Genomic DNA, 20,078 nt, shown 5'->3' with positions numbered 1-20,078 from the left:
CAAGGAACATCACATGAAACACATCCTGCTCACCCTCATGACCACTGTGCTGGCCGCTTGCGCCCATACGCCGGACAACCTGCCGGGCTCGGTGGACGGCGAAGTGTTTTACCTGCAGCGCATGGCGCTTCCGCCAACCGCTACGCTGAAGGTCTCGCTGCAGGACGTGACGCTGGCAGACGCGCCCGCGCAGATCCTCGCCAGCCAGAACGGCCCGATCAAAGGCCAGGTGCCGCTGCCGTTTCAGCTGACCTACGATCAGAAGCAGGTCCAGCCGGGTCACACTTACTCGGTCAGCGCGCGCATCGAAGTGGACGGCAAGTTGCTGATGATCAGCACCGAGCGCTACACGGTGGACCTGACGCTGGACGAAAAACCGCCCGTCAAAATTCGTTTGAGCCCGGCCCGTTAATCGGGCGTGGATCACAGACCGTTGAAAAGGACATTACCCATGTTGCGTCGCTCCCTCTCGTTCACTGGCGTGTGCGCCGGCCTGCTGTTGTCGGCCAGTGCCTTCGCGTTGTCGCTCAATGATCTGTCGCAATCGGACGCCACCGGCGGGTTGAAGGACGCCCTCACCCAGAGCACCCAGGTCGCCGTCAAGCAACTGGGCGTGCCCGGCGGATTTTCCAATAACAAGGATGTGCGCATCGAGCTGCCGGGCAGCCTGGGCAAGGTCGCCAAGAAGATGAAACAGTTCGGCATGGGCGCGCAGGTCGACCAGCTGGAAACCAGCATGAATCAGGCGGCGGAAGCGGCGATGCCCCAGGCGCAGACGTTGCTGGTCGATGCCGTGAAGAAAATGAGTGTGTCCGACGCCAAAGCCATCCTCAGCGGCGGCAAGGACTCGGCCACCCAGTACCTGAGCACTTCCAGCCGCGAACAGATCCGCGCCAAATTTCTGCCCATCGTCAAGCAGGCCACTGACAAAGTCGGGCTGGCGCAGAAATACAACGCCTTCGCCGGTCAGGCCGCGACGCTGGGCGTGCTGGACGCGAAGAGCTCGAACATCGAAGGCTACGTCACCGAGAAGGCGTTGAACGGCCTGTTCGAAATGATCGCCAAACAGGAAGAAAGCATTCGCGCCAACCCGGCAGCGGCGGCGACCGGTCTGGCGAAGAAAGTGTTCGGCGCGCTGTGAAGGCAAGCGCCCCCGCCGGACCCGGCCGCCCCAAGGATCTGGCCAAGCGCCAGGCCATTCTCGAAGCCGCCAAAAACCTGTTCATCCGCAACGGTTACGCCAACACCAGCATGGACGCCGTCGCCGCTGAGGCCGGGGTCTCCAAGCTCACGGTCTACAGCCACTTCACCGACAAGGAGACTTTGTTCTCCTGCGCCGTGGTTGCTCGCTGCGAGGAACAGGTGCCGGGGTTGTTCGTGGATGTGCCGGTTGATGAGCCCGTTGAAACAGTATTGCTGGGTATTGCCAGAGGGTTTCAAACGCTGATCAACAGCCCGGAGTCCATCGACCTGAACCGTTTGATCATCGCGTTGGGGCCTCAGGCATCATCGCTGACACAGGTGTTCTTCGAAGCAGGACCGCAGCGAGTCCTGCACGAGCTTGAGCGGTTCCTTCGCAAGCTGAGCGGGAAAAACGGCCTGCATTTCGAATCGCCGCTTGATGCGGCGGGGCATTTTTTGAGTTTGATCAAAGGCGTGCATCATTTCAGGCTTCTCATCGGCACCGGGGAAATACCGGACGAGCGAGCTGCCGACCACCACGCCAGGGACGTGGTGGCGCTGTTCTTGAAAGCGTATCGGGTTTAAGGCTGTAGATTCGATGGCGCGCGCACCGGCCTATTCCCGGCTGAAGCCGGTCCCACTGAACGCAGAGCGTGCATCCGCGGATACTGGCGCCCGGCCAATATTGTGGGACCGGCTTTAGCCGGGAATGCGTCAGGCGTCACACCACAAATCTGATGGTGATCACACCGGCCTCTTCCCGGCTGAAGCCGGTCCTACAACACCTCGCGCGCAGTGGGACCGACTTCGGATCTATCAGCGAGGCTCGTGCATCGGGCAGCCGTTGTGGCTGGCGCGGAAGCCTGAGGAAAGCTCGTAGGACGGCTTGCGCACCCGCATGACGCCGCCCAGTGGACGATGTTCAACCACGCCGTGCCAAGGGCTGAAGGCCATACCCTCGTCGATTTCCTGCTGGCGTTCGTCTGACCAGCTGTCCTGAAGCGGCACCTCGATACGGGCAACCGTCACGAACGGGCTCAGCTCTTCGGACCATTCCACCGAAGCATCTTCAATCGGCATTTTTTCAAGGTCGGTGGCGAGTTGGATACGCACGTCCCAGACCCCTCCCTTGCTCGCAAAGTGACTGCGCACCGCTTCCCGCAAGCCGTCCGGATGGCCATTCAGGTCCACCTTCTGGTCGGTCAACGCGGTGAGTTCAGGGGACACAGGCACCACGCTCAGCTTGGCGTAGTAGCGGCCATAGAGAAACGGCACGATGCTGTTATAGGTCTCCCCGAGCAGGTGGGTCATCGGGTGCCCGCCCAGTGACCTGAGCGTTCCACTCTCCCCGCCCACAGCTTCAACCACCGACTCCAGACCGCGGAAGAAGGCCGACAGCGCTTTCTTCATGTTGGGCACTTTGTCGGTGGTCTTGGCCAACAGCTTCAGCGTCTTGAGAAAATCCTTGGGCGTGGCGGCCGTGAACGCCTTGGCGTTCTGCATCACGAAGTCCTGGGTGACCTGGCCTTCACTGCCCGGCAAGCGTGCGCCCTGCACACCGACCAGCTTGATGGCCAGACCGCGTGGCGTCGACACCTTGTCGTCGAGCAGATCACCTGGATTGGTGGAAAAGCGCATCTTCACGTCCAGCGTGCCGGGATGCGCAAAGACACCCTGGGCCAGCTCGGGCGGCAGATTATCCAGAATGCGGATTTGCCCATGCAGCAAGCCGTGGGCTTTGGCATGCACGCTGCGTATGGCATGGCCGCCATCTTCGTAGGTGGTTTCCAGAATACTGTGCATGGCCTCAGCCAGCTCTTTGCTCGTCTGAGCCTCGTCATCGGGTATCTGCTCGAACTGCGGCTCGAACGGCAAGGGGGTCACGGACAACGTGGAAGCGCTCATCGGTTATCTCCGGCTACGGATCAGGTCAGGTTTGGCTCCGATGAGCGCACACTCATAGGGTGGCTTTTCTGGCATCGGCACAGCAGATGACTGCGCCGATGATTGCCGGGTTCATCGAATCGCATGAATTTCACGGCCGCGCGTTCTTCAGCGCCTTTATCGGGTAAATGTCGTAGCGGCTGGATTTGCCGTCCAGCGCGTAAGACGGCTTGGCCCCTTCGATGCACGGTGCCTTGCGCGGGCGTTTGACGACAACGCGGTGGCTGGCCAGCGCCAGCGCCGCAGCCAACAGTGCCGGGGCGTCCATGTCGTCGCCCACCAAAGGCCGGAACAGGCGCATTTCCTTCTTCACCAATGCGGTCTTTTCCCGGTGGGGAAACATCGGATCAAGGTAGATGACTTGGGGCGGCTCGCCTTCCCATTGCCGAATCAGGTCGATCGAGTTGCCGGTCAACAGGCGCATCTGCGCGATGATCCCGCCCACGTCCAGATCCCTCGCACCGCGCGCCAGGCCGTCTTCGAGCAGCGCGGCGATAATCGGCTGCCGCTCGATCAGGCTCACTTCACAGCCCAGACTCGCCAGCACGAACGCATCCTTGCCCAGCCCTGCCGTGGCATCCAGCACCCGAGGCCGTACGCCCGGCTGAATACCCACGGCCTTGGCGATCATCTGCCCGCTGCCGCCGCCAAACAGACGCCGATGGGCCGCCTTGCCTTCGAGGAAATCCACTCGGACCGGGCCCGGTGCGTCGTCACCCAGTTGCTGCAATTGCAGGCCATCTTCGGCCACTTGCAGGGCGAAATCCGCGTTGGCGTCGTCCAGCGGCAAACCCAGTCGCTGCGCCCACTGCGCGGCGGTGTCCTGCCCGTCGGGGGTCAGGCTGTCGACCCGAATGCGGCTGCCCGCGTGCTGCTCAGTCATTGTCTCTACGCGCTCAAATATTCTTAATGATTGGCAACATCTGCCGATAACAAAAGTATCCGGCATTTTGCCAGACCCACGGGCTGTACTGAGCGCTTATGTCAGACATTCAGCAAACCTCCTCGATAGGCTATTTGACGTACGCAGGCGACTACAGCGTACGCAATACCCAAACCCTGAGCGGCGTTACGCAGCTCTGGCAGGATGCGTTTGCCCGTGCGATGGCTCAACAGGTCGATGACAACGCCGGCACAGCGCCCGAATACAGCGCCGTTGCCACGAATGACAGTCTGACCGGCGAGCCGGTGGCCGGCGCCACCGCACTGGACAAGATCGTCGAGCAGCGTGAATGCCCGGTTCAGGACAAGGAAATCGCGCCGCCGGAGCCTTTGTTCCTGCCGATCGCCGAGTTCGAATGGGATCTTGCCGACAAGCCGGCCAAGCCGTTCACCGCGATGGAAATGATCGAGCAGCAGCGCAACCTCGAATTCGATGACACCTGGGTCCGCCCAACCGTGCTCAACCCCTACGATGACAGCGTTGAACCCGGCCCGGGCCCTCAGCCTCGCCCACTGTTCCTGCCGATTGCCGAGTTTGAATGGGACTTGGCCGACAAGCCCGCCACACCCTTCAGCGCTGAAGAGATGACCGAGCAGCAGCGTCATCTGGCCTTCGATAACGGCTGGGCGCGGCCGATTGTGCTTCAAAACCTTCGTATCGCTGCCTGACGCCAGGCCGCAACCCAGCGCAGCACACAACCTCGCTCGCCTCCCCTAGCGACACACCCGCCAGCGTCCCATGTCCAGGTGAAAGTGGTTTCGGTGCGCAGCGTTGTACTCCGGGCTCAGCACCGTATTGAACTGCTGGCAGGCGCCATCCCTCACCAATCGCAGAAAACGCCCCTCCTCGCCCTCGTCTTTCCAGTCCTTGAGCACCGAAATCCTGCGCCCGTCTGCCAGTCGAAACCCGGCGATGTCCAGCGCGTTGGCGGTAGCGTGCTGGCTCAGTCGGCCTTCACTGCGGTTGTAGATGTTGCGGCAGGCGAAGCTGCCAAGGTGATCGATCCGGGCGACCTTTTGCCCGAATACCGCCTGGGCCGCTGGCTGCAATTGATGAATATCGAACAGCGCATACGCCACTGCCAGACGACAACTGGACAGAAAGCTGCTGCTCAGCGCGATGTCGCCGCCCTGGATACGCAGGGTGTTGGTGAGCGGGCATTTGGCGTCGGCGGCGCTGTCGGCCTGGTGCGTGTAGCGCAGGGTCGACGTTTGCAGCGCGGGGTCGCACAACGCCGGATCCTCCTGCAATCGCCAGAGTTTGAAAGGTGTAAGGAGGTTGGGCTCGTCCCGCACATTCAGCGGGGCCCACGGGTTCCAGCGGTCGGCGACAGGCAACCAGCCACGCCAGATCGACACCGCAACCGCTGCGCTCATCAAAATCAGTAGAAGAAAGAGGGTCGAGCCGCGCATGCCGGAAGGTTCTCGTCTGACGGAGGGATGAGTCCACCCTATCTCGACCTCAGAGCAGCCCGAGTTGCTCCACTTGTCGACCGCGATCCAGCTCCGGCAGGTCGGGCAGCCCCGGCAGCAGGGTCATGAGCTGATGGTGAAAACGACGGGCCAGTTGGGGCGAGGCGATGTTGTCAGGCGTGTGCAGGAACACCGAAGGCGTGCGCCCCTCCTCGATCCAGCCGGCCACCTTTTCCGCCCACTGCACAATGAAGCCTTCGTTGATCGCCTCATCCGGCCCGCCAATGAAGCGCACCTGGGGGAAGGACGTCAGCGCCGCCGGACGCGGTGGCACCTTGGGCTTTTTCGACTGTGCATGAAGAACGGCAGGCTCACTGGAAACGCAGCTGAACAGCGGCCGGGAATCCAGGCAGATACGCTCGACGCCGCGGTCGAGCAACAGGCGGTTGAGCTGACGTTCGTCCTCGCCTTTGGTGAAAAACGCCATGTTGCGCACTTCCACCGCCAATGGCCGGCCTTCCAGTGCATCAATGAAAGCGCCTAGCTCATTCAGCCGATGGGGACCGAAACTGGCCGACAGCTGCAGCCACAGCGGTTCAAGCCTCGATCCCAGCGGCGCAAGCAGTTGCAGGAAATCCTCTACCGCGACCAGGTGCTCACGCAGGTCGCCAGCATGGCTGATGTCGCGGGGGATTTTTGCAGAGAAGCGGAAATGCTCAGGCAAAGCGTCCGCCCAGCGCTGAACGATTTCAGGCTTGGGGCGTGCGTAGAACGTGGTGTTGCCCTCGACGGCGTTGAAGACCTGCGCATACAACCCGAGTAATTCCAGGTCAAGGGCATCCGGCGGATACAGCGATTCACGCCAGGCTTTTTCGCTCCAGGACGGACAACCAATGTAGTAAGGCGGATGAGCGAGGTTCAAACGTGAAGATCGAGCCCGGCAACTTCGAGGTCCCAGTCGACGAAGGTCGAGGTCATCAGATAGCTGCTCAGCGCGTGGGCGACGCGGGTGCTCATGGCACGGGGGAAGATAATGTCTTGCTGACGCGCGGGCACGTTGGCTGTGGTCCCGGTCTGGCGACGGGCCACTTGCGGGTTCACCTCGATCTCCTCGTTCACTTCCTCGAACGAGCCTTCCAGCGCCGCAGAATCCTTGCGAAGCTTGCGCTTGATCGGGTAGGTACGTGGTGAAGGACCGGTGATTCGCATCATGCTTACTCGGCGTTTGATAGTGGCAATTTAATCTCGCAGCTGGCTATTAAGCAAACATGCGAACGATAACTAGACCACACTTATTGCGAATTGTTTAAAGCAGCCTGAATTTTATGCGGTTTTATCGCTGAACGGTCATGAACAGTGTGACCTGGGTCGCAGATCGGGCGTGGTGCGACTTATTCACGACTGCCTGTGAGACAGGGTATCGCCCTCACCGCGCCTTGGGTGTGGCGACTTTATCCCGAAGGTAAACCGGCTGGGCGTCGTCGGCAACAATGGCTTCGCCCCGGTGCCAGGCGAAGGTGCCGAGGGTGAGCAGGTCCTGCGCGTGGGGCAACAGCGTGGCGTCATGGGCACTGACACCGGCGGCAATGCGCTCGGCATAACCCCAGCCGGTGCCCGCCCCGAACCAGTCGCCCGTCGCACCGCTCGGCAAAGTGGCCATTTCGGGTGGCATGACGGCCTCTTCACCGGTCAGCCTCATCTCCCCTGCCACTTCGCGGTAGCAGCCCCAATAGACTTCGTCCATCCGCGCGTCGATGGCGGCCGCGACCTGAGTGGCGCCCCGCTCGCGAAAGGCCCGCTGCGCTAACGCCGCGAGGTTGGAGACCGGCAGCACTGGACGATCCAGACCAAAGGCCAGCCCCTGAACCACACCGATGGCAATGCGCACGCCGGTGAACGCACCCGGCCCACGCCCAAAAGCGATGGCGTCCAGCGCCGACAAGCCGATGCCCGCCTCGGCCAGCAGGTCCTTGATCATCGGCAGGAGCTTTTGCGCGTGCAGGCGCGGGATCACCTCGTAGTGAGTCAGCACTTTGCCGTCATGCAGCAAAGCGACTGAGCAGGCTTCAGTGGCGGTGTCCAGGGCCAGCAAGGTGGTCATCGGGGTTTCCATCGTTGTGCGAAAAAAGTGCCGCATTATAAACAACAACGGCCCGCAAGCGGGCCGTTGTTCAATGCCTTGAGTTCGAATCAGCTCAGGGCTTCAAGCACCTTGGCGGTGATCTGTTCGACCGAGCCCACGCCTTCGATGTGACTGCACTTCGGCGTCCCGTCCTGAGCCTGCAGCTTGGTGTAGAACTCCACCAGCGGCTTGGTCTGCGAATGGTAGACCGACAGGCGATGGCGAACGGTGGCTTCGACGTCGTCCTTGCGCTGAACCAGTGGTTCGCCAGTGACATCATCCACGCCTTCAACCTTAGGCGGGTTGTACAAGGTGTGGTAAACGCGACCGGAGCCTTCGTGAACGCGGCGACCGGAGATGCGCTTGACGATCTCTTCGTCGTCGACCTTGATCTCGATGACGTGATCGATGGCCAGGCCGGCTTTCTTCAGGGCTTCAGCCTGAGGAATGGTGCGCGGGAAGCCGTCGAACAGGCAACCGCCAGCGCAATCAGGCTCGGACAGGCGATCCTTGATCAGGCCGATGATCAGGTCATCGGAGACCAGGCCGCCGCTGTCCATGACGCTTTTGGCTTGCAGGCCCAGTTCAGTACCGGCCTTGACCGCAGCGCGCAGCATGTCGCCGGTGGAAATCTGCGGAATGTTAAATTTCTCAGTGATGAACTTTGCCTGAGTACCTTTGCCGGCCCCGGGAGCTCCCAGCAGAATCACGCGCATTGTTGTGCTCCTCAAATTTTTATAGAGATATCGTCGGATTCGCCTAAATGGGGCCAATCGCAAAATTTTACTGACCCAACGGCCAAAGGCTGATCAAGATACACAGCCGATTCATGGCGCACAAGACGCCGAAAGTCGCAGTAACCCGCGAAAAACCAGTAGCTTGGCATCGATCTGCGCAAGGGTGAGACCTCGTGCAACGGGGTGACGCCGCAGCGGCCACGACGCCACAGGTCCGGCCGAATGAAAGGGGTCGTGTTCATTCGGCCGGCCTGCCTGCCCGTCAGCCGGTGTTGCGCAACCCGGCGGCGATGCCTGCGACAGACACCAGCAGCGCCTGCACCAGCGGACTGTCCAGACTCGCCTCCTGCTGACGCGAACGCGCCAGCAACTCTGCCTGCAATAAATGAAGAGGATCGAGGTAGGTATTGCGCAGGCTGATGAACTTCAGCGTTTCGGGGCTGTGGGCCAATAGTCGGGACTGACCTGTCAGGCCCAGCACGACGTCACACGCCTGCGACAATAGGCCGCGCAAATGCGTCCCCAAATGCAGCAGTTTCGGCTCCACCAGGCGCTCGTCGTAGAGCTGGGCGATGTCGCTGTCGGCCTTGGCCAGCACCATTTCCAGCATGTCGATGCGGGTGCGGAAGAACGGCCATTGCTCACGCATCTCGGCGAGCAGATCACCCTGACCGCGTTCCAGCGCCTTGCTCAACGCGTTTTCCCAGCCCAGCCAGGCGGGCAGCATGAGGCGCGTCTGGGTCCAGGCGAAAATCCACGGAATCGCGCGCAGGCTTTCCACCCCGCCTTCGCGGCGCTTGGCCGGACGGCTGCCCAGTGGCAAGCGGCCCAGCTCCTGTTCCGGCGTGGCCTGACGGAAGTACTCGACGAACTCCGGGTCTTCCCGAACCACGGCGCGGTAGGCTTTCACGCCATCTGCCGCCAGTTCATCCATCACCTGACGCCACGTCGGTTGCGGCATCGGTGGCGGTTGCAACGTGGCTTCCAGCACTGCAGCGAGATAAAGGTTGAGGTTCTGCTCGGCGATGTCCGGCAGGCCGAACTTGAAGCGGATCATCTCACCCTGCTCGGTGGTGCGGAAACGCCCCGCCACCGAGCCCGGTGGCTGCGACAGAATCGCCGCATGTGCGGGGCCGCCGCCACGACCAACCGTACCGCCGCGACCGTGGAACAGCAGCAGCTCGACCTCTTGGGCGCGGCAGATCTCAACCAGTTTTTCCTGCGCCCGGTACTGCGCCCAGGCCGCAGCCGTGGTGCCGGCGTCTTTGGCCGAATCCGAGTAGCCGATCATGACTTCCTGCGGACCTTCCAGGCTTCGGCGATAGGCAGGAATGCTCAAGAGCTGCTCGATGACCGGCCCGGCGTTGTCCAGGTCGGCGAGGGTTTCGAACAACGGCACCACGCGCATGGATCGTTGCAGCCCGGCTTCCTTCAATAACAGTTGAACGGTGAGCACATCGGAGGCCGCGCCGGCCATGGAGATCACGTAGGAACCCAGCGAAGCCGCCGGCGCAGCCGCGACTTCACGGCAGGTCGCCAACACTTCGGCGGTGTCCGCTTCAGGGCTGAAATGCGCAGGCAGCAGCGGCCGTTTGTTGTCCAGTTCTCGCAGCAGGAAGTCGACGCGCGTCGGCTCATCCCACTCGTCGTAGCGGCCGAGCCCCAGGTATTCGGTGATCTCGCTCATGGCCGAGCTGTGCCGCGTGGAATCCTGACGCACGTCGAGCTTCACCAGGAATAGCCCGAAGGTCACCGCGCGACGCAAACAATCGAGCAAGGGGCCATCGGCGATGACGCCCATGCCGCATTGGTGCAGCGAGTCGAAACACAGCTTCAGCGGCTCAACGAGCTCGCGGTTTTCGTGCAGCACGTCTACCGGTGCGACCTGGGTGACACTCAGTGAGGCGTGAGCCCAATTGCGCGTGGCCCGAAGCCGCTCACGCAGTTGCTTGAGCACACTGCGGTAAGGCTCGGCGCTGTCACCCGCTGCTTCCATCAGCGCCGGGCTGGCCTGCTGCATCGACAGTTCGGCGGCCAGTTGATCGACATCACGCAGGTACAAGTCGGCGGCCATCCAGCGCGCCAGGAGCAGCACCTCGCGGGTGACGGCAGCTGTCACGTTGGGGTTGCCGTCGCGGTCACCGCCCATCCAGGAAGCGAAGCGAATCGGCGCCGACTCCAGCGGCAGGTGCAGACCGGTCGCGGCGTGCAGCGCCTGATCGGCCTTGCGCAGGTAGTTGGGGATTGCTTGCCACAGGGAATTTTCGATGACCGCAAACCCCCACTTCGCCTCGTCGACAGGCGTGGGACGGACGCGGCGGATTTCTTCGGTGTGCCACGCTTCGGCAATCAGTCGCTGCAGACGCTCGGTGATCTGCTCCCGCTCGTGGCGATTCAAGTCGCGATGATCGAGCGCGGCCAGTTGCGCAGCGATAGCGTCGTACTTCTGGATCAGCGTGCGCCGCGCGACTTCGGTCGGGTGGGCGGTCAGCACCAGTTCGATTTCCAGCGTGGTCAATTGCTGCGCCAGCGCTTCGGGTGTCTGCCCGGCCTGCTTCAGGCGTTCCAGCAGCTCGGGCAACACGCGGGACTCAAACGGCTGCGGCTTGCCGTCATCGCGACGATGGATCAGCTGATATTGCTCGGCGATGTTCGCCAGGTTGAGAAACTGGTTGAACGCACGTGCCACCGGCAGCAATTCATCCTCACCCAGGCCTTCAAGACTGGAGCTAAGCTGCTCGGTGCCTTGTGTCGACGCATGGCGATCAGCCTTTGCGCTTTTGCGGATGCGCTCGATCTTCTCGAGAAAATCACCGCCGTGCTGATCACGAATGGTGTTGCCCAACAGCTCACCCAGCAGGTGAACATTCTCGCGCAATCGTGCATCGATATCAGCCATCCAGCCCTCTCCTTAAGCCTTGTTGTTTTTACCGGCGAGTCCTTGCGGGGGTCCATTCGCTGCTGCCGAACGGAACGCCCTGCGGGGTTTCGTTTCTATTGGTGTGTATAGAGCGACAAATTGATGTCCCTACGCAACCCTCGACGCACTTTCACCGCCGGGGAAGCCCGTCTCAGTCACGCTTCACCGTGGCTCTCCACGTCCAATGCCCGCCCTCGCGCGGGAACCGATGAGGTATGTATGAAAATCCGAGAACTCGCCGAACAGTGGGAACAGAACGCCAAAGGCCGTCTGACCGAGACCGCCTACGCTATTCATTTGGACGTGGAGGCTGCCGCGCGGCTTGCGGCGATCGCCGAGATGTACCCCAAGCGCACGCCTGAGGAGTTGCTGGGCGAGCTGATCGGCGCCGCGCTGGAAGAACTGGAGGCGAGTTTTCCGTACGTGCGCGGTCAGCAGGTCGTCGCCACCGACGAGGAAGGCAATCCGCTTTACGAAGACGTTGGCCCGACGCCAAGGTTTCTCGAGCTTTCGAGACACCATCTCCAGGAAATCTCCGATCGGGAAGACCTGTGACGATTGCAACTATGACGTCTTTTGTGGCCCGGCAAAATTCTGTACAGGCCGCACCGGGCCAGTAATCCGGCGGACAAAACCCCGCCATTTTTCGAGCGTCAATTTTACAACACGTAACAAAAGCTGACCGCAAGTTTAAAAAAATGTCTGAACTATTCAAAAAACGCAGCGGTCGGAGCAGTTAGCCATTCCAGTAAAGCCGTCAGATGACAGCGGAAGCGACGTAACACCATCCATCCGCGTGGGCTGCTGCTGAAATGGAACAACCAGTTTTCAGGAGTTAAGAAATGGAGTTGACCACCATGAACACCAGCACTGCCAAACCAACGTTCAATCGCCTGCGCGGGCTGAAGATGGCTGCACTGGCGCTGGGCACCAGCGTTCTTCTGGCTGGTTGCGCGGGCAATCCTCCAAGCGAGCAGTACGCCGTGACCCAGTCGGCCGTCAACGCCGCCGTCACCGCCGGCGCTACCGAGTATGCTGCCGTTGAAATGAAGTCCGCTCAGGACAAGTTCAAGCAAGCCGAACTGGCCATGCAGGACAAGAAATACGACGAAGCTCGTAAATACGCCGAGCAGGCCGAGTGGGATGCCCGTGTAGCCGAGCGTAAGGCTCAGGCCGCGAAGGCACAGAAAGCGGTGCAGGATGCTCGTCAGGGCGTCAATGAGCTGCGTGAAGAAGGCATGCGTCAGGTTCAGCCTGTCACACAGTAACGCTTCGCAGTTCAAGCATTGGCCATTGAGTTAAAGGACGAAAATATTATGCGTAAACAAGTACTTATTCCTGCCCTGCTGGCTCTGAGCGTTGGTCTGGCGGCGTGCTCGTCGCAGCCGAACGTGAATCTCGAACAAGCCCGCACCAACTACTCCGCGCTGCAAAGCAACCCTAAAGCCACTGAACTGGCTGCGCTGGAAACCAAAGACGCCAGCGAGTGGCTGGACAAGGCAGACGCCGCGTACCGCAACAACGATGACCAGAAGAAGGTCGATCAGCTCGCCTATCTGACCAACCAGCGCGTCGAGCTGGCCAAGCAGACCATCAACCTGAAGACCGCTGAAAACGATCTGAAAGGCGCTGCAGCCCAACGTGCACAAGCGCGTCTGGATGCTCGTGATGCTCAGATCAAGGCCTTGCAGAACAGCCTGAACGCCAAGCAGACCGAGCGCGGTACGCTGGTAACGTTCGGCGACGTGCTGTTTGACCTGAACAAGGCTGAGCTGAAGTCGTCCGGTCTGGTCAACGTCAACAAGCTGGCCCAGTTCCTGTCCGAAAACCCTGATCGCAAGGTCATCGTTGAGGGCTACACCGACAGCACCGGCTCCGCTGCCTACAACGACTCGCTGTCCGAGCGTCGCGCCAACTCCGTGCGCATGGCCCTGGTCAAAATGGGTGTAGGTCCGGAGCGTATCGTGGCTCAGGGCTACGGCAAGGAATACCCGGTGGCTGACAACGCCAGCGCCTCGGGCCGTGCCATGAACCGTCGCGTGGAAGTGACCATTTCCAACGACAACCAGCCAGTTGCACCGCGCTCTTCGATGAAGTGATGCGGTTGTAGCGGTACATGAAGAGCCCCGCCTGTTGCGAGACAGGCGGGGCTTTTTTGTGGCCGGCGTTTTTCTCCGGATGGGGTTGGGATGAGGTGCTTTTAGGGAGAACTGGTTGAGCCCCGTTTTTGGGGACTGCGCAAGAAGTTGCGCACTCGTTTGTTGGAAACGGGGTGGTTGACCGGCTGGAGGCCACGTGGTTTGTGGCGTGTAGGCGAGTGCGCAAGACATTGCGCAGGGGGTGCGCAACTTCTTGCGCACTTTTTCTTTGTTATCGGGTTTGGCGTTCGCTCAAACCTGCTGTTTGTCCTCTTAAGCTATTGAATTTGCTTACTTAGTTTATAGCTGGCACAGCCCTTGATATCTCCGTCCCCCCGGTTCGGCATTCACGCCTTTTCGGATGGTTATTTGAGCACGGAGAGCATCCTTGGCGACCCCCCTAAATCCGCCCGTTGGTGGCGAGAAACGCGGACCTGAAGTGGCGGTTGTGCCGCTTGATCAGATCCAGCTTGAGGACGTCGGGGCCGGCGCGGCCAATGTCGATGCCTGGCTGCAGGAGATCAGCGGCGGGGTCGTCACGCTCGAGCGAATCAAGGCCGAGGCGGGCGGACTGCCGGTGGTGGGCAACATCATGGCGCTCGTCGATGCGCTGAATGACATCGTCCGGCTTTCTACAAGCTCGGAGCGCGATCCGCTGGACTGGGTCAGTTTGGGCATCAACCTGATCGGAGTGCTGCCACGCCCGCCGAAAATGGCAGCCGCACGGATGAGCCTGCGGCCAATGCTCTTTCTGGTGCGCCAGGAGATACGTCGGACCGGGAAATTGGTGGTGAGTGACGTGCTGATCGAGATTTTGATCGGGCACCTCAACGCCACCATTGTCGGGACCCTTGATGACTTTGTGCCACAGGCGCAGGCCAGGCTCCCCGGGATTCTTGACGATGCGGGGAAGCTCGGTGAAGAGGTGCTTCTTCAGCTCGCTACCGGCCTGGAGAAGCTGGTCGACCCGAAGCTGGACGCCAACGCTGATTTGCTGGAAGCGGAGCAGTTGGTTCAGGCCGCTGGGGATCTTTGGGCCTACGATCATCAGGCGGCCATCGGCAACATTTTTGCGGCCGCTGCGGATGTTTGCATGGCTGCGGGCAAGGGCGCTGTTAACGGTGCTGCCGAATATTTCGTGCCCGAAGCGCTGAAAGAGCAGGTGCTCCGACATGCAGGTTCGTTGCGCGCAATGGGCCCGGAGCTTCGGGATCAGATTAGTCGTCTGGCGGATCCTGGCCTTCAGAACTCGATTGGGTCGTTACTGCAGACATTGGCAGGTGCGGTAGTCGCATGGCGCTCGCGCAATGGGCATGGCCAGTCGTTCAACATCAAGCCAGGGGTGGTTAATCAGGCTAAACGCCAAGCGGGTGAAGGCAAGCTGGAGGCTGTTCAGTTCGAGAAACCTGCCAAGGCCCTGCCCAATGAGCAGAAAAACTGTGCCTGTGCTGCTACGGGCAACAGCATCAGTTTTGCGGTGGGCTCGGAGTCGTTCAGTCATACCGATTTCAGCCTGCCGGGGCCGTTTCCGATTGAGTGGACGCGGACTTATTGCTCGAGTCTGGATGCTTACGATCAGGACATCATCGGCGCGCGTTGGATAACGCCGTTTACCACTCGGTTTGACCGCGTTGATGAGGGCTTGGTGTTTCATGACGCCGATGGGCGCAGTCATGAATTCCCTCTTCCAAAGGTCAAACTTTTTCACTTCGACGCCATTGAAAATCTGACCGTCATTCGCCTCAGCAAGGATCGGCTGTTGCTGATGCGCGGGCTTGAGCACAGGGAAACCTATGTTCGGCGGGGTGACCGTTTTGTTCTGATCAACAAGGTTTTGCCCAACGGCGCCGGGGTCATGCTGCATCACGAGCATCGGTATGATGGGCAGTTGGTGCTCTCCGAATTGGTGACTTACTCGGAGAAAGATCTAAACAAAGTCCATCTGCGCCTGGGCACCTTGATCGACGATCAGGGGCGGCTGACGGGACTTTGGGAAGTTCGTGATGGCGACGTCAAACGCCAACTGTGTGCGTATCAGTACGATGATTTTGGTGACCTTGTTCTGGCCCAGGACGAGAACGGCTCGGCCTGGCGTTATCAGTATCAAAATCACCTGATCACTCGCTACACCGACCGCACCAATCGTGGTTTGAACCTGCAATGGCAAGGCTCCGGCCCCAACGCTAAGGCCGTGCGCGAATGGGCCGACGATGGCAGTTTCGACACGCGACTGGCATGGGATGAAAACATCCGCCTGACCTACGTCACTGACGCTTTGGGTCATGAAACCCGGCATTACTACGACGGCCTCGGTTACACCTATCGCATCTGCCACGCCGACGGGCGCTCGGAATGGTTCTTCCGCGACGCGGCGAAGAACATCATCCGCCACGTCCACACCGACGGCAGCACGGATCGCTATCGCTACGACAAGCTAAGCAATCTCACCGAGCACACTCGCGCTGATCACAGCGTGATGAATTACGCCTACGACGACAAAAGCCATCTGATCAAGATCAGCGATGGCGAGGGTGGTCTTTGGAAGCGGGACTATGACCTTCGTGGAAATCTGGTTGAGGCGATCGATCCTTTAGAGAACATCACCGAATACGCCTACAACAAGTTCGGTCTTCCTACGGCGATCAAGGACGCTAACGGGAATACCAAGAAACTTGAGTACAACGCCGCCGGCCAGTTGTTGAAATACGTCGATTGCTCGGGGAAAACCAGCAATTGGGAGTACGACGATCGCGGCCAGATGATCCGCTTTACCGATCCGGCCGGGCACAGCACGACCTACGAGTACAAGTTAGGTCAGTTAGTGCTGATCAAGCATCCGGACAAAACCGAAGAACGTTTTAGCCGCGATGCCGAAGGTCGTTTGCTGGCTCATTCTGATGGTCTCGAACGCTGCACCACCTGGCGCTATAACGCTGCCGGCTTTATCGCTGAACGCGTCGACGCCGCAGAGCAAAGCCTGCGCTACCGCTGGGACAAGCTCGGCCGGTTAATCGCGCTGGAAAACGAAAACGAACGCAGCGCGCATTTTCACTACGACCCGGTCGGCAGGCTGTTGGAAGAACGCGGCTTCGACAACCGCTCGACTCGCTATCAGTACGATTCGGAAACAGGACGGCTTGCTCAAACGGTTAACGGCCAACGCACTATCGCACTGACCTTCGACCCGATGGGCCGCTTGACCGAGCGCCGCGCCACCCTCGGCGAACAGTTCCAGAGCGAAACCTTTGCCTACGACGGCAATGGCCATCTGGTCATGGCGACCAACGCCGTCAGCAAGCTGCAATGGTTTCATGACCCGGCCGGCAATCTGCTGCGCGAACATCAGCATTACTCGAATCTGGATAAACCCCTGGTTGCGGTCTGGCAGCACGAGTACGACGCCCTCAACAACCGCGTTGCCACCATTCGCCCGGACGGCCACCGCGTCAGTTGGCTGACCTACGGCAGCGGTCATCTGCTCGGTCTGAAGCTCGACGAGCACGAGCTGCTGAGCTACGAGCGCGATGATCTTCACCGCGAAGTCGCCCGTTATCAGGGCAACCAACTCCTGCAAACCCAAAACTGGGACCCAGCAGGACGCCTCCAAGAACAACTGCTGGGCCTAGCAGACGACAAAGCCACACTCATTAAACGCGCGTATACCTACGACGCTGCCGGGCAGCTCACCGACATCAACGACAGCCGTCGCGGTTCTCTTGCTTATAAATACGATCCCGTCAGCCGCCTGCTCGCCGCCACGAGTCGCCTCGGCACGGAGCACTTCGCCTTCGATCCCGCGAGTAACCTGCTCGACGACAGCGCAGCACCCGTCCGCCGTCCACTCGACCCCGAACCTGTCCGCCACAAACTCGTCGACAACCTGCTGCGCGACTACGCCGGCAACCACTACGAATACGACGAACGCGGCAACCAGACAAAGCGCTGGACCAATGGATTGCGAAGCGAGCTGCACTGGGACCTCTTCGATCGTCTGGTGCACTTCCGAGATCCGCGCCTCACCGTCGACTTCGGCTACGACCCATTGGGACGTCGCCTCTACAAACTCTCAAAAGCCCACTACCGACCTCGTCCCGAAGCCGGCACCGGCTGGAACGAAAACGAACACGCCCGCAAAGAACGCGAACTGGGCTGCGGCTTCACGCTGTACGGCTGGGATGGCGACAATCTGGCTTGGGAGAGCAGCCCTCCGCCGTACGCCGGCGCACTCGGCCGCACGGTTCATTACATCCACGAACCCGGCACCTTCGTTCCCGTGGCCCAAGCGATCCGACACGAAACCATTCGTCTCGTCAGCCAGCCGGCATACGAAGGTCGCTACAACTTCAAAGAAGACCCGCTGTGGAACTACAAACCGGTGGCGCTGCCGATTGATGCGTTGGTCTGGTACCAATGCGACCATCTCGGCACCCCTCAGGAAATCACCGACCAGAACGGCCACACCGCTTGGAGCGCGCAATACAAAGCGTGGGGCGAAGCACAGGAAAACCGTTCGGAGTTCGCCCAACAAGTCGGCCTGACCAACCCGATCCGCTTCCAAGGCCAATACCACGACCACGAAACCGGCCTGCACTACAACCGGCATCGATACTATGATCCAAGGGTCGGGCGCTTCATCAGCGAAGACCCGATTGGGTATCTGGGTGGACTGAACATCTACCAATACGGGCCCAACTCAATCAGTTGGGTCGATCCGTTAGGCCTGGCAAGTTCGACCGTCGGGCCGGGGCGGAAGCCTAAGTCCGATAAGCCAAATCAAAACTGTAAACGCGCGTGCAGAAAAAAATGGGAGGTCAATCGGTATGACCGGGTTTGCGAGGGTAATGTCAGTGGCGTGGGTTATGCGAAATACTTTTATGATCCGAGATGGAGCCAATGGTGGTCGATCGATAAAACAGGTCATGGAGAAAGCGCTTGGAAAGTTTACGATAAAACTGGTACGTGGGTCGCTGACGCGGACATCTATGGTGACCATATGAGCAAGCACAAAAGTGGCATCGGAAAGAACATCGATTTCAGGTCTTTGAAATGCAAGGATAATAAATGATTAATTCTGCTGAAGAATTTATCGCATTACGAAGTAGCGATTTAAAAAACGAGTATGATCGAGCTGCGATGGAAGAAGCTCCAATATCTGTCTGGCGCGAGATCATCATCAAGTACCCAAACTATAGGCGATGGGTTTCGCACAACAAAACCGTACCTCTGGAAATACTTGAAGAACTTTGTATTTTTGACAGCACTATCAGGCAGTCTGTCGCGAGAAAACGGAAATTATCCCTAGCGATGTTTGAAATGCTATCTAAAGACGTTAGCGATGTTGTGAGGGTGGCGATAGCCGCGAATAGAAAGACACCAATCGCTATCTTAGAGCGATTGCTAACAGATAAGGACGAAGATGTCGCAAGCGTAGCTAGGCTTAATCTTGATGAGAGAAAAATAAAGACTATAGGGAACGGTCTCGTTTAATATCGTATAAGCCTAATAGTGCATGGCTGGCCGATGCTCATATCTATGGCGACCACACAAGGAACTACAAAACCCAGGACTAGTGGGGACGGACTAGTGGGGACGGACCCCTTTAGTTCCGGGGGTGGATTATGCGAAATACAATCTTGACCCAAAAAAAGTAAAAATAGTGGACAGTAAATAAAACAGGCCACGGGGAAAACGCTTGAAAGTCTACGATGAATCTAGCGCGTGGCTCGTGAATACTGATATTTACGGAGGCCGTAAGAGTGAGCATAAAAGCGGAGTCAGAAAGAATATAAATTCAGATTTTTAAGTGCAAGGTTAAAAATGTTTACATCTGCTGAGGAGTTTGTAGCGCTACGGAGTAGCTCCATCAAAAGTGAATACGATAGAGCTGCAACTGAGGAGGCCCCGATTTCGGTATGGCGCGATGTAATAAAAAACACCCGAACTCCAGGCGATGGGATTCGCATAATAAAAGTGTCCCATTAGAGATCTTAGAAGAACTATGCCAGTTTGATAGCACCGTCCGGCAGTTCATTGCAGCAAAAAGAAAGATGTCACCGGCGCTCTTCGAAATTCTATCTTGGGATGAGAGTTATGTTGTACGCATAGCAGTGGCCGCCAACAAAGAAGCACCAATTACAATATTGGAAAGACTACTTAATGATCAAAACAAGCATGTTGCTCGCGCGGCAGAATACAATCTTGAAGAAAAATAAAAATAAAAATAAAAATAAAAATAAAAATAAGAATAGAATTAGGGAGTAATGCCTTTTGAGTTCTTTCGCGTTAAGGCGGACAGCCTACAGTAGCTTATTGGGACGGCCCCCTCGAACTAGCGTGAGGACAAGTAGGAAGGCACTGCCTTTTGAACAGCTAGCTCAACTACCGGGGACAGATTAATTTACGGTCAAGCGTTGTAAATAAATCAGCACCCTTATGCACCCTTATGCACCCTTATGCACTCGTAAATAAATCAGCCCCCTTATGCATTAAAGATTTTTGGCGGCTAGCTCTTTAATCTTTGGTCTGAGTAGGAGTGAAAAAGGCCCGGCCTTTTAAACCGCTAGTTCAACCGCCGGGGACAGATTAATTTACGGTGAAGCGTTGTAAATAAATCAGTCCCCTTATGCACGAAGACTGCATACCAGCCGCTGGAGATTTAGCCGACGTGATTGTCCCTTCGT

18 protein-coding genes are annotated in these 20,078 nt (G+C 58.9%); 10 read left to right on the top strand and 8 right to left on the bottom strand.

All coding sequences use genetic code 11. The features are described from left to right. The first annotated feature begins 13 nt into the window (after positions 1-13). Genes SLW75_RS10960 through SLW75_RS10950 form a run of 3 tightly spaced genes read left to right on the top strand, consistent with a single transcriptional unit; the run spans position 14 to position 1,767 of the window. Positions 14-412 carry a YbaY family lipoprotein gene (locus SLW75_RS10960; RefSeq protein ID WP_192132199.1) on the top strand — a complete coding sequence of 133 codons (399 nt, stop codon included), beginning with the start codon at positions 14-16 and terminating at the stop codon, positions 410-412. Between the two features lie 39 nt (positions 413-451). After that, positions 452-1,141, top strand: coding sequence for a DUF4197 domain-containing protein (locus tag SLW75_RS10955; protein ID WP_065989878.1), 690 nt, complete (start codon positions 452-454; stop codon positions 1,139-1,141). Continuing rightward, positions 1,138-1,767 carry a TetR/AcrR family transcriptional regulator gene (locus SLW75_RS10950; protein ID WP_410934465.1) on the top strand — a complete coding sequence of 210 codons (630 nt, stop codon included), beginning with the start codon at positions 1,138-1,140 and terminating at the stop codon, positions 1,765-1,767. The genes SLW75_RS10955 and SLW75_RS10950 overlap by 4 nt, the downstream gene beginning before the upstream one ends. Before the next feature lie 231 nt (positions 1,768-1,998). On the opposite strand, the gene SLW75_RS10945 is transcribed toward SLW75_RS10950, so the two are convergent. Continuing rightward, positions 1,999-3,087, bottom strand: a complete 1,089-nt coding sequence (locus SLW75_RS10945) for a catalase family protein (protein ID WP_065989880.1) — start codon at positions 3,085-3,087, stop codon at positions 1,999-2,001. Positions 3,088-3,217: 130 nt separating this feature from the next. Continuing rightward, positions 3,218-4,009: a class I SAM-dependent methyltransferase gene (locus SLW75_RS10940; RefSeq protein WP_410934464.1), complete on the bottom strand. Its 792-nt coding sequence runs from the start codon at positions 4,007-4,009 to the stop codon at positions 3,218-3,220. Between the two features lie 98 nt (positions 4,010-4,107). Between SLW75_RS10940 and SLW75_RS10935 the strand changes: the two genes are divergently transcribed. Then, positions 4,108-4,737, top strand: coding sequence for an energy transducer TonB (locus SLW75_RS10935; RefSeq protein WP_192132208.1), 630 nt, complete (start codon positions 4,108-4,110; stop codon positions 4,735-4,737). Between the two features lie 45 nt (positions 4,738-4,782). Here SLW75_RS10935 and SLW75_RS10930 read toward each other — a convergent pair whose 3' ends face one another. From SLW75_RS10930 to ppc, 6 genes are all read right to left on the bottom strand, one after another. Then, a complete protein-coding gene (locus SLW75_RS10930) occupies positions 4,783-5,481 on the bottom strand; it encodes an extensin family protein (RefSeq protein WP_410934463.1) in 699 nt (232 codons plus the stop codon). Positions 5,482-5,530: 49 nt separating this feature from the next. After that, complete coding sequence (locus SLW75_RS10925; RefSeq protein ID WP_410934462.1) at positions 5,531-6,403, bottom strand: DUF72 domain-containing protein; 873 nt, start codon at positions 6,401-6,403, stop codon at positions 5,531-5,533. Then, positions 6,400-6,690, bottom strand: a complete 291-nt coding sequence (locus SLW75_RS10920; RefSeq protein ID WP_065990261.1) for a hypothetical protein — start codon at positions 6,688-6,690, stop codon at positions 6,400-6,402. Before SLW75_RS10920 ends, SLW75_RS10925 begins: the two co-directional genes overlap by 4 nt. A gap of 217 nt (positions 6,691-6,907) precedes the next feature. Continuing rightward, positions 6,908-7,582 carry a tRNA (adenosine(37)-N6)-threonylcarbamoyltransferase complex dimerization subunit type 1 TsaB gene (gene tsaB, locus SLW75_RS10915; RefSeq protein WP_065989891.1) on the bottom strand — a complete coding sequence of 225 codons (675 nt, stop codon included), beginning with the start codon at positions 7,580-7,582 and terminating at the stop codon, positions 6,908-6,910. Between the two features lie 89 nt (positions 7,583-7,671). After that, the gene (gene adk, locus SLW75_RS10910; protein ID WP_065989893.1) at positions 7,672-8,319 is read right to left on the bottom strand and encodes an adenylate kinase; all 648 of its coding nucleotides are present in this window, start codon (positions 8,317-8,319) and stop codon (positions 7,672-7,674) included. Positions 8,320-8,602: 283 nt separating this feature from the next. After that, positions 8,603-11,239 carry a phosphoenolpyruvate carboxylase gene (gene ppc / locus SLW75_RS10905; protein WP_410934461.1) on the bottom strand — a complete coding sequence of 879 codons (2,637 nt, stop codon included), beginning with the start codon at positions 11,237-11,239 and terminating at the stop codon, positions 8,603-8,605. Between the two features lie 240 nt (positions 11,240-11,479). Between ppc and SLW75_RS10900 the strand changes: the two genes are divergently transcribed. The 6 genes from SLW75_RS10900 (at position 11,480) to SLW75_RS10875 (ending at position 19,610) form a co-directional block, all read left to right on the top strand. Further along, the gene (locus tag SLW75_RS10900; RefSeq protein ID WP_065989900.1) at positions 11,480-11,815 is read left to right on the top strand and encodes a pilin assembly protein; all 336 of its coding nucleotides are present in this window, start codon (positions 11,480-11,482) and stop codon (positions 11,813-11,815) included. 287 nt (positions 11,816-12,102) lie between these two features. Then, positions 12,103-12,528: a DUF4398 domain-containing protein gene (locus SLW75_RS10895; protein WP_192132220.1), complete on the top strand. Its 426-nt coding sequence runs from the start codon at positions 12,103-12,105 to the stop codon at positions 12,526-12,528. Between the two features lie 48 nt (positions 12,529-12,576). After that, positions 12,577-13,359 carry an OmpA family protein gene (locus SLW75_RS10890; protein WP_192132222.1) on the top strand — a complete coding sequence of 261 codons (783 nt, stop codon included), beginning with the start codon at positions 12,577-12,579 and terminating at the stop codon, positions 13,357-13,359. A gap of 427 nt (positions 13,360-13,786) precedes the next feature. Continuing rightward, complete coding sequence (locus SLW75_RS10885) at positions 13,787-18,463, top strand: RHS repeat-associated core domain-containing protein (RefSeq protein WP_410934460.1); 4,677 nt, start codon at positions 13,787-13,789, stop codon at positions 18,461-18,463. Beyond that, complete coding sequence (locus SLW75_RS10880) at positions 18,460-18,885, top strand: hypothetical protein (RefSeq protein ID WP_065989906.1); 426 nt, start codon at positions 18,460-18,462, stop codon at positions 18,883-18,885. The genes SLW75_RS10885 and SLW75_RS10880 overlap by 4 nt, the downstream gene beginning before the upstream one ends. Before the next feature lie 425 nt (positions 18,886-19,310). After that, positions 19,311-19,610 (top strand): hypothetical protein, encoded by a 300-nt coding sequence (locus SLW75_RS10875; RefSeq protein WP_410934459.1) that lies wholly within the window; start codon positions 19,311-19,313, stop codon positions 19,608-19,610. Positions 19,611-20,078: the final 468 nt, after the last annotated feature.

The organism is Pseudomonas sp. W5-01 (assembly GCF_046540435.1).
Taxonomy (GTDB): Bacteria; Pseudomonadota; Gammaproteobacteria; order Pseudomonadales; family Pseudomonadaceae; genus Aquipseudomonas; species Aquipseudomonas graminis_B.
This window is presented reverse-complemented; position numbering and strand designations above follow the sequence as displayed.

Excerpts from the sequence above, each read along its gene's own strand:
- SLW75_RS10945 (WP_065989880.1), bottom strand. The coding sequence starts at position 3,087 with ATGAGCGCTTCCACGTTGTCCGTGACCCCCTTGCCGTTCGAGCCGCAG.
- SLW75_RS10935 (WP_192132208.1), top strand. The coding sequence starts at position 4,108 with ATGTCAGACATTCAGCAAACCTCCTCGATAGGCTATTTGACGTACGCA.
- adk (WP_065989893.1), bottom strand. The coding sequence starts at position 8,319 with ATGCGCGTGATTCTGCTGGGAGCTCCCGGGGCCGGCAAAGGTACTCAG.
- SLW75_RS10880 (WP_065989906.1), top strand. The coding sequence starts at position 18,460 with ATGATTAATTCTGCTGAAGAATTTATCGCATTACGAAGTAGCGATTTA.
- SLW75_RS10890 (WP_192132222.1), top strand. The coding sequence starts at position 12,577 with ATGCGTAAACAAGTACTTATTCCTGCCCTGCTGGCTCTGAGCGTTGGT.
- tsaB (WP_065989891.1), bottom strand. The coding sequence starts at position 7,582 with ATGACCACCTTGCTGGCCCTGGACACCGCCACTGAAGCCTGCTCAGTC.
- SLW75_RS10875 (WP_410934459.1), top strand. The coding sequence starts at position 19,311 with ATGGCGCGATGTAATAAAAAACACCCGAACTCCAGGCGATGGGATTCG.
- SLW75_RS10960 (WP_192132199.1), top strand. The coding sequence starts at position 14 with ATGAAACACATCCTGCTCACCCTCATGACCACTGTGCTGGCCGCTTGC.
- ppc (WP_410934461.1), bottom strand. The coding sequence starts at position 11,239 with ATGGCTGATATCGATGCACGATTGCGCGAGAATGTTCACCTGCTGGGT.
- SLW75_RS10900 (WP_065989900.1), top strand. The coding sequence starts at position 11,480 with ATGAAAATCCGAGAACTCGCCGAACAGTGGGAACAGAACGCCAAAGGC.
- SLW75_RS10895 (WP_192132220.1), top strand. The coding sequence starts at position 12,103 with ATGGAGTTGACCACCATGAACACCAGCACTGCCAAACCAACGTTCAAT.
- SLW75_RS10955 (WP_065989878.1), top strand. The coding sequence starts at position 452 with ATGTTGCGTCGCTCCCTCTCGTTCACTGGCGTGTGCGCCGGCCTGCTG.
- SLW75_RS10940 (WP_410934464.1), bottom strand. The coding sequence starts at position 4,009 with ATGACTGAGCAGCACGCGGGCAGCCGCATTCGGGTCGACAGCCTGACC.
- SLW75_RS10930 (WP_410934463.1), bottom strand. The coding sequence starts at position 5,481 with ATGCGCGGCTCGACCCTCTTTCTTCTACTGATTTTGATGAGCGCAGCG.
- SLW75_RS10920 (WP_065990261.1), bottom strand. The coding sequence starts at position 6,690 with ATGCGAATCACCGGTCCTTCACCACGTACCTACCCGATCAAGCGCAAG.